This window comes from Duganella dendranthematis (assembly GCF_012849375.1).
GTDB lineage: Bacteria > Pseudomonadota > Gammaproteobacteria > Burkholderiales > Burkholderiaceae_D > Rugamonas > Rugamonas dendranthematis.
In genome coordinates, this window is the sequence record NZ_CP051684.1 from 6,128,499 (window position 1) to 6,144,338 (window position 15,840).

Consider the following 15,840-nt stretch of genomic DNA (forward strand, 5'->3'; position numbering starts at 1 on the left):
AGCTGATGGCGGTAGATCGTATCGGACCAGCAACGCGCCCGATCAGTGTTCCGGACCGGCCGCAGGCGCAGCCAGGCCAGATCGCGCGCGCGCCAGGCAGCGAAGGCCCGCTCGACACCGACTTCGCCCTCGGTCCGCCGGCGCCGAACGGCGCCATTGGTCCGAATGCGGTCGGCGCCATTCTCGACGGCCCCGATAGCGCGCCGCTGGCTCCTACCGCCGCCGATGCGCTGGCCGCCGCGCTGGCCGAAATGCCGGACGGCGCCGACCCGGCGGCCATGCGGCCAAACCAGGTATTCCTGTCGCGCCAGCTGGTGTGGCAACCGCCCGATACCAATCTGATGGCCGCCTCCTGGCAAGTCATGATACGCACCTACGGCGAGCAGCGCGCCGCCTGGCTGGAACAGGCGCGCGGCCAGCATGTGCCGGCCAGCCTGTTCATGGCGGACCAGTCGCCGCGCGACAGCCGCCCCGGCATGCCGCTGGTGACCGAGATGGAGCCATGGCGCTTTGCCGTGTTCGCCTGGGGCGCCGAACGGCTGGTGCTCAAGGTGGTGGTCAAGGAAGACGAGGAGTACGACCGCCAGCGCCGTCGCCGGTCGCGGGGCGCGTTGCGGCTGGAAATGATGTTGCCCGGCATAGGCCGGGTGGTGATCCAGATGGAGCCTGCCAGCGGCAATGGCGTGGTGATGGAAATCGGCGCGGCCCAAACCGCCGCCATGCAACACATGCGCGACATCCTGCCACGACTGGCGGCGGTGGTCGGCCACGCTGGCCTGACCATCCTGCGCTGCCGCCTGCGGCGCGAACTGCCGCCGAACGGCGACCACCTGCAGCCGACGCCGCTGCACACAGCAGCGCTGACCACGGCGCTGTTCAAGGCCATGGCCGAAGTGGCGACGCTGCTGTCGCGGCCCGCCGTTGCCGACGAACTGCAATAAGGCGCGGCTTTTCGGCGAGCGCCGCCCCCCAGGCCGGGTGAGGCTCAGGTATGATCCGCAGTGACGGATTCTTCTCTCATTTCTTGCTATCTATGACAACCTCCTCCAATGTAGACCAGTTGCTCGCACAGGGCATTCAATTCCACAGCGCGGGGCAATTGCCGCAAGCACTGCAAAGCTATGAGCAAGTGCTGCAACTCGAACCCCAGCACTTCGACGCGCTGCACAATACCGGCATTGCCGCCTTCCAGAGTGGGAATTTTGACGTGGCGGCCAGCTTTTTCCGCTCGGCGCTGGCGGTCGATCCGGCGCACGCTGCCGCCCATAACAACCTCGGCAACGCGCTGCGCGAAATGCAGCTGATGGAAGAGGCGCTGCGCAGCTACGACCGCGCGCTGGCGCTGGCGGCGGACGATGCCAACACCCATTTCAACCGCGCCGTCACCTTGCAGTCGCTGCTGCGCACCGACGAAGCCCTGCAAGCCTACGAACAGGCGCTGGCGCTGGACGCCGGCGACGATCAGGCCTGGAACAACCGCGGCGCCCTGTTGTGGCAGACCAAACAGCACAATCTGGCGCTGATCAACGTCGAGCAGGCGCTGCTGCTCAATCCGCAGAACATCGAAGCGCACAACCATCGCGGCAATATCCTGCAAGACCTGGGACAGCCGGACGCCGCCGAGGAAAGCTACCGGCAAGCCCTCGCCCTGCTGCCGGACTATGCCGACGCGCACTACCACCTCGGCCGCCTGCAGCTATCGGCCCAACGTTACGACGAGGCGCTGGCCAGCCTGGATCAGGCCATCACGCTGGATCCGCAACACCTCCAGGCCTACCGCCAGCGCGCGCTGGCATTGCGCCAGCTGGACCAGGCAGCGGAAGCACAGCGCACCGACGATGCCGCCCAGGCGCTGCAAGCGCAACTGGTGGCGGCCTATCGTCAGCGCGGCGGCGAACTGGAGCAGCTGGGGCATTTCGAATCGGCGGCTGCCATGTACGTCGCCGCGCTGGAACTGGATCGCGACAACGCCGAACTGCAGCGACTGCACGCCCGCGCGCTCGACAATACCCGGCAGAATGCCGAGGTGCTGGCCAGCCTGCGGCACGCGCTGGAACTGCGGACGGAACGGGTGGCGCGCCATGCGTCGCCGGAGCAGTTGGCCGCCAACGACATTCAGCGCGACTACGAGTCGGCGCGGGTGGCGCTGGAAAAGCTGATGAAACTCGCGCCCACCAATCCACAGGTGTATATCGACCTGGGCACGGTGTTGCGCGCGCTCGGCCTCGATGACCAGGCCATGGCCTGTTACGAACGCGCGCTGGCTTTCGCGCCGCGCTCGCCGCTGGCCAACTGGAACCGCGCCCTGCTGCTGCTGGGCCGCGGCGACTTCGAAAAAGGCTGGCCCGCCTACGAATGGCGCTGGCAAGTCAAGCAGCTGCCGCTGTACAAGGCCAAGCGCCACTTCCTGAAACCGCAATGGAGCGGGCGTGAATCGCTCAAAGGCAAGACCATCCTGCTGCATCCCGAGCAGGGCCTGGGCGACGCCATCCAGTTCGGCCGCTACGCCAGCCTGGTGAAACAGCGCGGCGCCCGCGTGGTGCTGGAGGTATGGCAAGAACTGGCGCCGCTGATGGCCTCGCTGAAAGACGTCGACCAGGTGGTCGTGCGCGGCGCAGCGCTCCCCGCCTTTGATTACCATATTCCGCTGATGAGCCTGCCGTTGGCGTTCAACACCAACATCGACACCATCCCGGCCAGCCCGTCCTATCTGACCAGCGATGCGGATAAACGCCAGCAGTGGCATGCCGAACTGGGACCGCAGAAGCGGCTGCGCGTCGGCGTGGTCTGGAGCGGCCGGCCCACGCACGGCAACGACCATAACCGCAGCCTGCCGCTGTCGGTGCTGGCGCCGATCTTCTCGGAGCAGTACGAATTCATCTGCCTGCAAAAGGAAGTGCGGCCGGAAGACCAGGCGCTGCTCGACACGCTGCCGGTACGCCAGGTCAGCCACCTGCTGAAGGACTTCAGCGACACCGCCGCGCTGTGCGACCTGGTGGACATTGTGCTGACGGTCGACACCAGCGTCGCCCACCTGGCCGGCGCGCTGGGCAAAAACACCTGGATCTTGCTGCCGACGCCGTTCGAATGGCGCTGGCTGGAGCATGGCAGCAGCAGTCCCTGGTATCCGAGCGTCACCTTGTACCGCCAGCAACACATCGGCGCCTGGCAACCGGTGATCGACGCCGTGGCGGCCGACCTGGCCCGCCAGCGCCCGGCTTAACCGACCGTGCCGATGATGCTGACTTCGCGATTCTCCGGAATCTCGTTGTACGACAGCACATGCAGGCCGGGCGCGAACAGGCGCGCATAACGCGCCAGCAGCGGCCGGATCTGCGGCAGTACCAGCAGCAGCGGCGGCGTCGCCTGCTGCTTCATCTGCTCGCGCGCCACCGGCATATTCACCTGTAGCTGGGCCAGCAGGTGCGGGTCGATCGGGTAGTTGTCCAGCACCACCTTGCCGCTCTGGCGCGCCTGATTCAACGAGCCCAGCAGCATATTCTCCAGGTCGCCGCCGAGGTTGAAGGCGCGCATCTCGGTCTTCTGGCCGAACAGCGCGGTGACGATCTGGCGCCGCAGCGCGCAGCGCACCTCGGCCGCCAGCAGGATCGGGTCCTTGGTGGTTTCCGAACTGTCCACCAGCGTGGTGGCGATCGGCACGATATCCTTCAGCGAGACGTTTTCCGCCAGCAGCACGCGGAACACGCGCAGCATCTGCGTGTGGGTCAGCGCCTTGTCCAGCGCCGCCGCCAGCTTGGGCGAACTGGCGGCGAGCCGCTCCATCAAGGCCGGCACGTCTTCGTGGCGGAACAGCTCCGGCAGGTATTCGCGGATCAGCTTGGACAAATGGGTGGCGATCGCGCTTGGCGCCTCCACCACCTGGTAGCCCAGTCCCAGCGCATTGGCTTTCTCGCTGGTCTCGATCCACGTCACCGGCATGCCGTAGGCCGGCTCGATGCCGGGGATGCCGTCGATCTGGCCGTACACATTGGGCGACGGGATGGCCATCAGGCGATCGGCAAACACCTCGGCCTGCGACACCACGCTGCCCGACAGCACCACCGAATACTGCGACGGCTTCAGGCCGAGGTCGTCGCGCACCTGGATCGGCGGCAGCAGCAGCCCCATGGCTTCCGAAATACTCTGGCGCACGCCCTTGATGCGCTTGGTCAGCGGCTCGCCGTGCGCCTTGTCGATCAGGCCCACCAGCTTGTAGCCGACCGCCAGTTGCAGCGGCTGTACGGCCGGCAGCGAGGTCCAATCGAGCTCGGGCGCACGGTCGTCGCGCAGCGCCGCCTCGATGGCGTCCAGGTTATTGGTAACCGGCGCCTTGACCCTGGTTAATAACTTCCAGCCGACATACGCCAGCGCCAGCGCGAACACGCCGAACATCTGCCATGGCATGCCCGGCACCATGGCCAGGATCAGCATCATCAGCGCGGCGCTGAACATCACCTGCGGCGAGGTCAGGACCTGACTGCCGACTTGTTGCTCGAAGTCGCCCGAATCCGAGATCCGGGTGACCAGAATCGCCGCGGCTGCCGACAGCAGCAGCGCCGGGATCTGCGCTACCAGGCCATCACCGATGGTCAGCAGCGCGTACTGGCGGAAGGCGTCGCCGAACGACATGTCCTGCATCAGCGCGCCAATCGCCACGCCGCCCACCATATTGATGATCAGAATCAGGATCGACGCCACGGCATCGCCGCGCACGAACTTGGAGGCACCGTCCATGGCGCCGTAGAAGTCGGCCTCGGCCGCTACTTCCAGGCGGCGCTGCTGGGCTTTTTCCTGGTTGATCAGGCCGGCGTTAAGGTCGGCGTCAATCGCCATCTGCTTGCCGGGCAGCGCATCCAGCGTGAAGCGCGCCGACACTTCGGAAATCCGCTCCGCACCCTTGGTCACCACCATGAAGTTAATGATCATCAGAATCACGAACACCACGATACCGACCACGTAGTTACCGCCCACCACCACATTACCGAAGGCCTCGATCACATGACCGGCGGCGGCCGTGCCTTCATGGCCGTGCAGCAGCACCACGCGGGTGGACGCCACGTTCAGCGTCAGGCGCAGCATGGTGGTGGCCAGCAGCACCGTCGGGAACACCGAGAAGTCCAGCGGACGGCGCACCTGCACCGAACCCAGGATCACGATCAGCGCCAGCACGATATTGAAGGTGAACATTACGTCCAGCAATATCGGCGGCAACGGCAACATGATCATCGCCAGGATGACCAGCAAGAATGCCGGGGTGGCAAACTTGTGGCGACGGATCTCCGTAATCATGGTCTGAAAAAAATTCACTGCTCAACCTCGCTCATGGATGTGGGCACAACAACGTCTTCTGGACGCACCGGCGCGGCGTTACGCCGTCCGGCACGGAATGCTTGCAACTGCAGCACATAGTTCAACACCTGCGAGACCGCCTGGTACAGCTGCACCGGGATCTGCTGGTTGACCTGGCTGGTGTTATAGATGGCGCGCGCCAGCGGCGGCAGCTCCATCACTTCGATCTTGAACTCGGCGGCCAGCTGCTTGATGTACAGCGCCATCTCGTCCACCCCCTTGGCCACCACGTACGGCGCCTCGGCTTTGTCGGCATCGTACTTCAGCGCCACCGCATAGTGCTCCGGGTTGACGATCACCACGTCGGCGCTCGGCACCGTCTTGCGCGCGCTGCGGCGGGCCATGGCGCGCTGCAGCTGGCGGATCCGGCCTTTCACTTCCGGCCGGCCTTCGGTCGACTTGTGCTCCTCCTTCAGGTCCTGCTTGGACATGCGCTGGTTCTTGGCGAAGAAGAAGGCCTGCGCCGGCACGTCGATCAGCGCGAAGATGATGAACACCGCCACCAATGACATCAGGCCGTCGAGCATCAGGTTGGAGCCGCTCATCATGGCCTGCCCCATCGGCATCATTTGCAACTGGGTGTACTGCGGCACGGTGGAGCGCGCCACGTGGATCAGCACGGCAATCAGCACGCCGGCCTTGCCGATCGAAATCAGCAGCTCGAACGCGTGCTTGCCGCTGAACAGGCGGCCGATATTCGCCATCGGACTCATGCGCGACAGCTTGGGTTCCCAGTGCTTCATCGACACCACCCAGCCGCCTGGCACCATGGCGCCCAGCACGATGAACAGCGGCACCACGAACAGCGGCAGCAGCATCTTGATCAGCAGCCACATGGCGCTGCTGAAGACGATCGACAATGCATTGTCGATGGCGCCGTCGCTGTCGAACGGGGCAAAGCTCAGGTGAAAAATCTCGTGGAACTCGGCCATATAGCCAGGCAGCAGATAGACGAACAGCTTCAGGCTGACCAGGATGCCGATCGCGGTCGACAGGTCGCGCGAACGGACTACCTGCCCTTCCTGGCGCGACTTCTTCAGCTTCTGCTGTGAAGCCTTTTCTGTTTTGTCGCCTGTGCTGTCGTCAGCCATGGATGGCCACCTGCATCTGCTGGCGTATCATCTCCAGCACCATATTGGTCATGCGCACATAGTGCTCGGGAATGAAGCGCACCACCTGCGCCAGCATCAGCAGCCCGAAGATGGTGATCACCGAAAAGCCCAGCGCGAACAGGTTCAGCGCCGGCGCCACGCGGTTGAGGAAACCGAAGCCGATCTGTACCACCATGGTGGAAAACACCACCGGCAGCGCCAGCAGCATGGCGGCCGAGAAAATCCAGGCGACGTTGTAGGCCACCGTCTGCATCAGCAGCGGGCCGAAGCCGTGGCCCAGCGGCCAGGCGCGGAAGCTCTGGCCGATCACGTTGGCGATCACCAGGTGGCCGTCGATCGAGAAGAAAATGATGATGGCCAGCGTCGACAGCAGCGCCGAGGTGACGTCCGACGACTGCCCGTTCATCGGGTCGTTCATCACCGCCATCGACAGGCCCATCTGCGACGACACCATAAAGCCCAGCACGCCGATCACCGACATGGCGAAGTGGAACGCCAGCCCCAGCACGAAGCCGATCAGGCCCTGCTCCAGCGTCGCCACCACCCCGGCCAGCGAGAACGGATTGATGGCGGCCGGCCCCCAGTCGGCGCCGGCGGTCAGCGGCATCATGATAATCGCCAGCACCAGCGCAATCAGGATGCGCACCGTGGTCGGCGTCACCGCCTCGCCCAGTACCGGCGCGCCGATAAACATCGCCAGGATGCGGCAGAACGGCCACCACAGGGCGGTCAGCATCGGCAGCAGCTGGGCGAAGATGGCTTCCATGAGAATTGTTAGCCGACCAGGGTGGCGGCGCGGGTGAAGATGGACACGCAGAAGTCCATCAGCAGGGTCGACATCCAGCGCCCGGCCAGGATCACCGCCAGCAGCGTGATCAATAGCCTGGGCAGGAAACTGAGCGTCTGTTCATTGATCTGGGTGGCGGCCTGGAACAGCGCCACCAGCAGGCCGGTGATCAGGCCCGGCACCACCAGCACCACCACCAGCAGCATGACGATGTGCAGTGACTCGACCACCAGGTCGACCGCAATTTCGGGTGTCAGCATCGATCCGCCCTATTCCTATCAGTAAGCCTGGATGCTCGTCACGAGCGTATTCACGGTCAGCGTCCAGCCGTCCACCAGCACGAACAGCAGCAGCTTGAACGGCAGCGAAATCACCAGCGGCGACAGCATCATCATGCCCATCGCCATCAGCACCGACGACACCACCAGGTCGATCACCAGGAACGGAATGAACAGCATGCAGCCGATCTGGAACGCGGTCTTCAGCTCCGACAGCACGAACGCCGCCAGCTTGACGGTGAAGGCGTGCTGCGCCGGCTCGGTGATCTTGTCCTCGCCGGCCAGGTGGGCGATCTGCTGCAACGCCGCCTTGCTGGTTTGCGCCAGCATGAAGCGCGACACCGGCTTTTCGGCGATCTGCAGCGCGGTTTCCAGGCCAATCTTGTCCTGGTCGTACGGCACGAAGGCTTCGGTCCAGATCTGGTCGCCGATCGGCCGCATCACCAGCAGGGTCAGGATCAGCGCCACGCCGGTGATGACCCGGTTGGGCAAGCCCTGCTGCAAACCCAGCGCCTGCCGCAACAGCGACAGCACGATGACGAAACGGGTAAAGCTGGTCATCATCATGACCATCACCGGGAGCAGTCCCAGCAAGGTCATGATGATCAGGATTTGCATCTTGACCGTCAGTTCGGTCTTGGCGCCCGGCACCACGTTGGCCAGCAGGTCGACCGCCTGCGCCGGCGCACAGGCCAGCCCCAGTCCCAGTCCCAGCAAGGCCGCCAGCGGCGCGGCCAGCGTCAGGCGGCGGCGCCACGGCGCGTTGATACTCCAGGTCATGGAGTCATCATGTCCAGATTCAGACCATCGAGGTCGATCACTTTGAGGCCGTAGTTTTCGCCCGCCACCACCACTTCGGCGCGGCCGATGGCGGTGCCGTTGACCTTGATGACCAGCGGTTCGCCGGCCAGCACATCGAGTTCCACCACGCTGTCGGCGCCGATGTTCATCAGCTCTTCCAGCGAGATGCGGGCCGACCCGACTTCCAGCGTCAGCGTGACCGGGATCTTGCGCATCATCGCCGGCAGATCGCGGCGCGGCGCGACCGCCGGGATGTCGGTCAGCTCGTTGCCGGGCTGGTCGATAATCATCTCTTCCGACAGGTCGTCCAGCAAGGCGTCGCTAGGGTTGGCTACGTTCATGTTCATCATTATTCTGCGTCTTCAAAAGAGGTTAAACAGAGTTTGCCTTTGTGCTCGGTGACTGCGGCCGTAAACAGGCGGGAATCTTCGAGCAGGACGTCTGCTCTGGCCAGGCTGATCGGGATCACATCGCCAACCTGTAAATCGTACAAGCTGCCCAGCGAGACTTCCTTGCTGGCCAGGCGGCCGATCAGGCCGACCTGCAGGCGCTGCGCCAGCGGCGCGGCAGTCTTGGTTTTCTTGCCATTGTCGCGGTCGCGCAGCAGGCCGCGCAGCACGCTGGCCATCAGGCTCTTGTCGAGGGCAAACCAGAACTGGCCGGTGGCGCCGCTGCTGATGTCGGCCACGGTGACGGTGATCGCCCACGCGCCTTTCGGCGGCTGCGCGCCAGGCGCAGGCTTGAATGCGGTATCGGCCGGCTCGTGGTTCTCCCCTTCGGCAGGGACCGGTTTATCCACGGCGGGCAGGTTGAGTTCGATGCGGCCGGCCAGGGTGCCGGTCAACTGTTGCCCCAGTACCACAGCGAGACGCTCCTCGGTGGCGGTCACGCGCACCGAGTTTTCGTCGACGGCGGCGGCGGTGTCGGCCTTGCCATCGGTCTTGGCGTCGCTCTTGGCGCCGCTGCCATAGCGGTAGTTCAGCACGCTGAGCAGCACCTTGCGTTCCAGCGAGAAGGCGATCTGACCGGCCGGCGCCGCAAAGCTGAGCCAGCGGCTGCGGATTTCATTGCCTTCGAGCCGGTTGAACGTCACGTCGTCGACCTGGAAACCGCCCCAATAACGGCGGTTCATGTTAAGACGCATCGACTGCGTCAGATCGTCGCGCAACTGGGCCGCAAAAATATGCAGCAGGTGTACCGGACGGCCCAGCAGGCAGGGGTCCAGCACTTGATGTTGCGTCTGTTTTGTCGTTGTCATGTATTGGCCATGGCGGTTAATTCTTCCTACTCCTCCATCATCGCACTATCCAGCTAAAAACTGGTTACTTCAGGCGCAATTTTTTCGTAAAGTAGGACGATCTCGGTAGCAGCATACCTCAAAATTCACATTATTGCTAATGAACAATATTTGGCTGAATAATTTCCTTGGAGACAAATTCTGCTTTACAAGAATATTGCTAGCCGGTAAGCTTAGTTCAGATTGTAGGGTCTTTCGCTGCTCTGCAACATACCTGAACACATGGCGCTTAGTGAATGATTTATAACGATATTTGCCCCAGCATAATTGTTTTGCGCGCCGCCCGCCGGTGCCGTAAAGAAATTTTACAGTTGGTCGATAACGATCAGGCAAAAACGGCCGCGTGGCACGGCGTCCGGCCCGATACGTCAGCGTTAGTCTGACAGTCCTACACTACCTTTTTTACAAGACTGTGACATGCACAACAGATGTGTCGCAGGTTTGGTATAGGACGCGAGAATATCTGAACATGAGCTTGCTGCTTAACGGCAATCTCGCTAAGGTAGTCATCTGGAATTAATGCGGTAAAAACGGGGGTAGCAAGATGAGTAACGGATTCTCCAGCCTGATACAGGCCGACCTGGCGTCGTTGACCAACGCGGCGCAAAGCCTGGCGAACAGCAGCCCCACGATTGCTGCCGCCAACCAGTACGGCGCACAGGCGGGCCAGCACGGCGCCTCCTTCGCCCAATCGATGCAAGGCGCCATCGAACACGTCAACGCCATGGACGCCGAAGCCGGCCAGAAGATGGCCGATGTCGATTCCGGCAAGAGCGACGACCTGGTCGGCGCCATGCTGTCCAGCCAGGATGCCGGCCTGTCCTTCTCCATGCTGATGCAAGTACGCAACAAAGTCATGGGCGGCCTTGACGAACTGATCAAATTACCGCTGTAAGCCTCCGCGAAAGCCTTCACTGTGATTAACACCCTTAAGTCCGCCTTCGGCCGCTGGCGCGCGAACCCGTCTGCGCCGTCGCTGCCCCCTGCCCTGCTGAGAACCCTGTACCCGCTGCTGATCCTGGCCATCGGCCTGACGGCGCTGACCATGATGTACATGTGGAGCAACCAGTCCAGCTACAAACCGGTGTTCGGCGCGCGCGAGAAAGTCTCGGCGCCGGACATGATGACCGTGCTCGATACCGACCACATCCCGTACCGCATCCATCCGGAAAGCGGCCAGGTGCTGGTGCCGGAATCGATGCTGGGCAAGGTGCGCATGCTGCTGGCCGCCAAGGGCGTCACCGCCCAGCTGCCGGCCGGCCTGGAGCTGATGGACAAGAACGACCCGCTGGGCGTGTCGCAATTCGTCCAGGACGTGCGCTTCCGCCGCGGCCTGGAAGGCGAACTGGCGCAATCGATCATGACGCTGGATGCGATCTCGCATGCGCGCGTGCACCTGTCGATCGCCAAGTCGACCTCGTTCGTATCGGCGGATGGCGACAAATCGTCGGCATCGGTCGTGGTAGCGCTAAAACCGGGCGCCACGCTGCCGCCGGAAGCGATTGCCGCCGTGGTCAACATGGTGGCCGGCAGCGTCGCCAGCCTGGCGCCGGCGCGCGTCAGCCTGGTGGACCAGGCCGGCAATCTGCTGTCGTCCCACATCGACCTGGCCGACGGCTTTGACGCCGGTACCAGCGGCAACGACGCCAGCAAGCGCTACCAGGACGACGTCAAGAACAACATCAAGGGCCTGCTGGGTCCGGTGATCGGCGACGACAACTACCGCATGTCGGTGGCCGCCGCCGTCGACAACGACCGCGTCGAGGAAACCGTCGAGAAGTACGGCGCCGATCCGAAAGTCACCAGCGAAGCCATGCGCGAAGAGCAGGACCGCAACCGAATGGTGATGGGCGTGCCGGGCACGCTGTCCAACCGGCCGCCGCCGGCCGCCGCCAATCCGGCCGCCGCCGCCCAGCAGACCGCCGGTGGCGCCACCGACCCGAACGCCGCCCCGGCCGATGGCACCGCCCGCAAGAACGCCACCACCCGCCAGTATGCGTATGACCGCAGCATCATCCAGACCAAGCGCAGCCGTGGCCGCCTGGAAAAACTGAGCGTGGCCGTGGTGCTGGCGCAAGCCGCCGCGCCGACGCCGAAAACCGGCTGGAGCGCCGCCGACATCGCCAACATCGACAAAATCCTGCGCAACGGTCTCGGCATCAACGCCGAACGCGGCGACCAGCTGGTGGTCTCGGCCATGAACTTCCCGGCCAAGGCCGCCCCGGTCGCGTGGTGGGAAGAGCGCGACAACATCGTCGACATCAGCAAGTACGCGATCTACGGCGTGGCCGCCCTGCTCGGCTACCTGCTGCTGCTGCGTCCGCTCATGCGCCTGGTCACCATGCGCTTCGCGCCGGACCCGCAAGAAACCGCGCGCATCAACGCCGAACGCCGCGCCGCCGAACAGGCTGCCGTGGCCGCCGCCAAGGAAGCCAAGGAAGCCGGCGCCAAGGATCAGGCCGTGCTGGCCGGTACCGCCGGCGCCGCCGGTGGCGCCGCGGCGCTGGGCGGCACGTCCGCTCAGCCTGGCATGCCAGTGGTGCCGCTGCTGGAAAATTACGATCTGCCGCCACCAGGCTCGGCGGTCGACGTCATGGTCGACCACCTGAAAGTGCTGGCCGCGAAAGAACCGGAACGCGTAGCCGAAGTCGTCAAACAATGGATGCAGAAAAATGGCCGAACTCAATAACATGGATGATGACGGCGGCGAATACGCCATGCCGACCAAGCTGACGCCGGTGGAGCAAGCGGCCATCGTGCTGCTCAGCATCGGCGAGGAGCCAGCTGCGGCCGTGCTGCGCTGCCTGTCGCGCGAGGAATTGCTGGAAGTCACGCAAGTGATGTCGCGCATGAGCGGCATCAAGGTGGAGTCGGTCAAGAACGCGATGCAGAAGTTCTTCGACGACTACCGCGAACAGTCGGGCGTGCATGGCGCGTCGCGTTCCTACCTGAAACGCTCGCTGGACCTGGCGCTGGGCGGCGATCTCGCGAATACCGTGCTGAACAACATCTACGGCGACGAACTGCGGCCGAAGATGGCGCGCCTGCAATGGGCGTCGCCGAAATGGCTGGCCGAATATATCTCCAACGAGCACGTGCAGATGCAGGCGGTGTTCCTGGCCTTCCTGCCGGCCGCGCTGGCCGGCCAGATCATCGACGGCCTGCCGCAGGATACCCGTGACCTGGTGCTGCTGAACCTGGCGCGCATGGAAGAAGTCGACGCCGACCTGCTGCAAGAGCTGGACGAGCTGGTCGACCGCTGCCTGAGCTCCTTCGACTCGCAAGGCACCAGCGTCGAAGGCATCCGCCAGACCGCCGAGATCCTGAACCGCCTGCCGAGCAACCGCGCGCAGATGGTCGAGCTGCTGCGCGCCCACGATCCGGACGTGGTGTCCAAGATCGAGCTGTCGATGTACGACTTCTTCATCCTCGGCAACCAGACCGAACAGGCGGTGACCCGCATCCTGGAAGATGTGCCGCTGGAACAGTGGGCGATCGCGCTCAAGGGCGCCGATATTTCGGTGCGCGATGCGATCCTGAAAACCATGCCGAAACGCCAGGCCCAGGCCTTCGAAGACATGATGCGCCGCGCCGGTCCGGTACCGATGTCGCGCATCGAACAGACGCGCCAGGAAATCATGGCCACCGTCAAAGCGCTGGCCGACGCCGGCGAAGTCGAGATCCAGCTGTTTGCTGAACAGGTGATTGAATGAAGCAGTTCCGTCCCTACCGCTTCCCGCCGCTGGCGCAGTTCACCACCCAGCGCGCCGCTGCGGCGGCGGCGCACGGTCATGGCCACGGCCATGGCGGCGACGGCGGCGCCCAGTGGGCCGCCTCGGTCAGCGAGGGGTTTGAACAGGGTCAGCGCGACGGTTACGAAATCGGTCTGGCGCGCGGCCAGGAAGACGGCTTTGAAACCGGCCGCCAGTCGGGCCAGGAACAGGGCCGCGAAGAAGGCCGCCACGAAACCCTGGTCGCCTACGACCAGATGGCGCGCCCGGTCGACGCCATGCTGAAAAGCCTGAAGAAACTGCGCTCCGACTACCGCGCCGCGCAACGCAAGGAAGTGGTCGATCTGGTCGCCAAGGTGGCGCGCCAGGTGATCCGCGCCGAACTGGCGCTGCAACCGGTGCAATTGATGGCGCTGGTCGAAGAAACCCTGGCCTCGATGCCGCCGACCCGCGATGAAATCGATGTCTTCCTGAATCCGGAAGAGCTGAAACGCATTGCCGAGCTGGACCCGAAACGTTCCAAGCGCTGGAACCTGATCCCCGATGCCCGTCTGGAAGTAGGGGAATGTCGCATCAAGGCCGGCGATAATGAAGTGGATGCCGGTTGCCATCAACGGCTTGCGGCGGTCATGGAACAGGTCGATAATCAATTACAGATCGCCGACAGCGGCGATGAACCGGAGGGCGACGAGTGATCGCTGATGCCTTACGCAATCTCGAACTGGGCTCGGTACCCATGGCGACCCCGACGGGCCGCCTGGTGGGTGCGTCCGGTTTGTTGCTTGAGGCAGTAGGTTGTCCTTTACACACCGGCCAGCGTTGTCAGATTGAGACAGTCAGCGGCGAATGGCTGGATGCCCAGGTGGTTGGCTTCCGTGACAAGCTTTCCTTTCTGATGCCGTTCAAAAAGGCGGTCGGCCTGACCACCGGCGCACGCGTGTTGCCGTCGCCGGAAAAAGTCAGTCTGCAAATCGGTTCCAGCTGGCTGGGCCGCATGGTTAACGGCCTCGGCGAACCGATCGACGGCCTCGGCAAGCTGAGCGGCGATTTTCCGCTGGAGTCGCAGCCGCCGCGCGTCCATCCGCTGCGCAAGAAACCGGTCACCGAACCGCTCGACGTCGGCGTGCGCGCCATCAATTCCATGCTGACGCTGGGCAAGGGCCAGCGGGTCGGCCTGATGGCCGGCTCCGGCGTCGGCAAATCCGTGCTGCTGGGCCTGATGACCCGGCAGACCGTGGCCGATGTGGTCGTTGTCGGCCTGATCGGCGAACGGTCGCGCGAGGTGCGCGAATTTGTCGATATGTCGCTGGGCAAGGAAGGTTTGCAGAAAGCCGTACTGGTCATCGCGCCGGCTGACGAAAGCCCGCTGATGCGCGTCATGGCCACCGAACTGTGCCACTCGATCGCGGCCCACTACCGCGACCAGGGCAACAATGTTTTACTGCTGGTCGACTCGCTGACCCGCTACGCCATGGCGCTGCGCGAAGTGGCGCTGGCGCTGGGCGAGCCGCCGGCTACCAAGGGCTATCCGCCGTCGGTGTTCTCCAACCTGCCGCAACTGGTGGAATCGGCCGGCAATGGCGAAAACCAGACCGGCAGCATGAGCGCCATCTACACCGTATTGGCCGAGGGCGACGACCAGCAGGACCCGGTGGTCGATACGGCCCGCGCGATTCTCGACGGCCACATCGTCATGACCCGCGAACTGGCCGAGCGCGGCCACTACCCGGCCATCGATATTGCCGCCTCGATCAGTCGTTGCATGATGCAAGTGATCGACCACGAACACCAGATGGCGGCGCGCGCGCTGAAAGCCAGCATGGCGCGCCACGAGCGCGTGCGCGACCTGATCCCGCTCGGCGCCTACGTGCCGGGCGCCGATCCGGTCACCGACAAAGCCGTGCAACTGCATCCCCGCGTGGAAGATTTCCTGTGCCAGGGCACCAAGGAAGCGGCGCCCATCAACGACTGTATCGCGCAACTTGAAAAGCTGATGACACCATGAGCCAACAAAAGATCCGTAACCTGACCACGCTGGTGGCCTTGCGCCACACCGAAGTCGAGCGCCTGCAGACGGAAATGGCGGAAAAGACCAGCGTGCGCGAACGCTACCAGAAAAACCTGGACCGCCTGACCACGCTGTACACCAACAGCGGCGCCAGCGGCAACCTGCACCCTGCCCTGGCCGGCAACTGCGGCGACTACAAGCAGGCCGTGATGGCCATGGCCGACAGTCACCGGCTCGACCTGCATATGCACGAGGCCGATATGGCGGTTTCGCAACAGGCGCTCAATGCGGCCTGGGCAAAACGGGAGGTGATGGGCAAGGTGCTCAGCAAGGAACAAAAAATCGTGTCGCAGGAAAAAAACGCCAAGGAACGCAAGCAACATGACGATCTGGCAACGCAATTGTGGCTGCGCGGCCAAAAATAAACGCCGTTACAAAAAATTGTCCGGAATATTTTCATAGGGAAACGATTAAGGT

At 63.8% G+C, this 15,840-nt stretch carries 15 protein-coding genes; 8 read left to right on the forward strand and 7 right to left on the reverse strand.

Annotated elements, in window-relative coordinates:
• The first annotated feature begins 5 nt into the window (after positions 1-5).
• Both HH213_RS28050 and HH213_RS28055 read left to right on the forward strand, forming a co-directional pair.
• On the forward strand, positions 6-941 hold the full coding sequence (locus tag HH213_RS28050; protein ID WP_110849568.1) for a hypothetical protein: 936 nt from the start codon (positions 6-8) through the stop codon (positions 939-941).
• 92 nt (positions 942-1,033) lie between these two features.
• Positions 1,034-3,223, forward strand: coding sequence for a tetratricopeptide repeat protein (locus tag HH213_RS28055; RefSeq protein WP_169114463.1), 2,190 nt, complete (start codon positions 1,034-1,036; stop codon positions 3,221-3,223).
• Here the strand turns inward: HH213_RS28055 and HH213_RS28060 are convergent.
• Genes HH213_RS28060 through HH213_RS28090 form a run of 7 tightly spaced genes read right to left on the reverse strand, consistent with a single transcriptional unit; the run spans position 3,220 to position 9,585 of the window.
• Positions 3,220-5,289, reverse strand: coding sequence for a flagellar biosynthesis protein FlhA (locus HH213_RS28060; RefSeq protein WP_174864442.1), 2,070 nt, complete (start codon positions 5,287-5,289; stop codon positions 3,220-3,222). The two genes, HH213_RS28055 and HH213_RS28060, sit on opposite strands and share 4 nt — an antisense overlap.
• Positions 5,290-5,303: 14 nt before the next feature.
• Entirely contained in the window at positions 5,304-6,440 is a 1,137-nt protein-coding gene (locus HH213_RS28065) for an EscU/YscU/HrcU family type III secretion system export apparatus switch protein (RefSeq protein ID WP_110849565.1), read from the reverse strand.
• Complete coding sequence (locus HH213_RS28070) at positions 6,433-7,227, reverse strand: flagellar biosynthetic protein FliR (RefSeq protein ID WP_110849564.1); 795 nt, start codon at positions 7,225-7,227, stop codon at positions 6,433-6,435. Before HH213_RS28070 ends, HH213_RS28065 begins: the two co-directional genes overlap by 8 nt.
• Positions 7,228-7,235: 8 nt before the next feature.
• On the reverse strand, positions 7,236-7,508 hold the full coding sequence (gene fliQ / locus HH213_RS28075; RefSeq protein ID WP_110849563.1) for a flagellar biosynthesis protein FliQ: 273 nt from the start codon (positions 7,506-7,508) through the stop codon (positions 7,236-7,238).
• Between the two features lie 18 nt (positions 7,509-7,526).
• A complete protein-coding gene (gene fliP, locus HH213_RS28080; protein WP_169114464.1) occupies positions 7,527-8,306 on the reverse strand; it encodes a flagellar type III secretion system pore protein FliP in 780 nt (259 codons plus the stop codon).
• Complete coding sequence (locus tag HH213_RS28085) at positions 8,303-8,674, reverse strand: FliM/FliN family flagellar motor switch protein (protein ID WP_174864471.1); 372 nt, start codon at positions 8,672-8,674, stop codon at positions 8,303-8,305. Before HH213_RS28085 ends, fliP begins: the two co-directional genes overlap by 4 nt.
• A 2-nt stretch (positions 8,675-8,676) precedes the next feature.
• Positions 8,677-9,585: a FliM/FliN family flagellar motor switch protein gene (locus tag HH213_RS28090; RefSeq protein ID WP_169114465.1), complete on the reverse strand. Its 909-nt coding sequence runs from the start codon at positions 9,583-9,585 to the stop codon at positions 8,677-8,679.
• A 583-nt stretch (positions 9,586-10,168) separates the two neighbouring features.
• On the opposite strand from HH213_RS28090, the gene fliE reads away from it, so the two are divergent.
• Genes fliE through HH213_RS28120 form a run of 6 tightly spaced genes read left to right on the forward strand, consistent with a single transcriptional unit; the run spans position 10,169 to position 15,788 of the window.
• Positions 10,169-10,519, forward strand: coding sequence for a flagellar hook-basal body complex protein FliE (gene fliE / locus HH213_RS28095; RefSeq protein WP_110849559.1), 351 nt, complete (start codon positions 10,169-10,171; stop codon positions 10,517-10,519).
• Positions 10,520-10,540: 21 nt separating this feature from the next.
• A complete protein-coding gene (gene fliF, locus HH213_RS28100) occupies positions 10,541-12,313 on the forward strand; it encodes a flagellar basal-body MS-ring/collar protein FliF (RefSeq protein ID WP_110849558.1) in 1,773 nt (590 codons plus the stop codon).
• Positions 12,297-13,337 carry a flagellar motor switch protein FliG gene (locus tag HH213_RS28105; protein WP_110849557.1) on the forward strand — a complete coding sequence of 347 codons (1,041 nt, stop codon included), beginning with the start codon at positions 12,297-12,299 and terminating at the stop codon, positions 13,335-13,337. The genes fliF and HH213_RS28105 overlap by 17 nt, the downstream gene beginning before the upstream one ends.
• On the forward strand, positions 13,334-14,050 hold the full coding sequence (fliH, locus tag HH213_RS28110; RefSeq protein WP_110849556.1) for a flagellar assembly protein FliH: 717 nt from the start codon (positions 13,334-13,336) through the stop codon (positions 14,048-14,050). The genes HH213_RS28105 and fliH overlap by 4 nt, the downstream gene beginning before the upstream one ends.
• The gene (gene fliI / locus HH213_RS28115; RefSeq protein ID WP_169114466.1) at positions 14,047-15,360 is read left to right on the forward strand and encodes a flagellar protein export ATPase FliI; all 1,314 of its coding nucleotides are present in this window, start codon (positions 14,047-14,049) and stop codon (positions 15,358-15,360) included. Before fliH ends, fliI begins: the two co-directional genes overlap by 4 nt.
• A complete protein-coding gene (locus HH213_RS28120) occupies positions 15,357-15,788 on the forward strand; it encodes a flagellar FliJ family protein (protein ID WP_169114467.1) in 432 nt (143 codons plus the stop codon). The genes fliI and HH213_RS28120 overlap by 4 nt, the downstream gene beginning before the upstream one ends.
• Positions 15,789-15,840 lie beyond the last annotated feature (52 nt).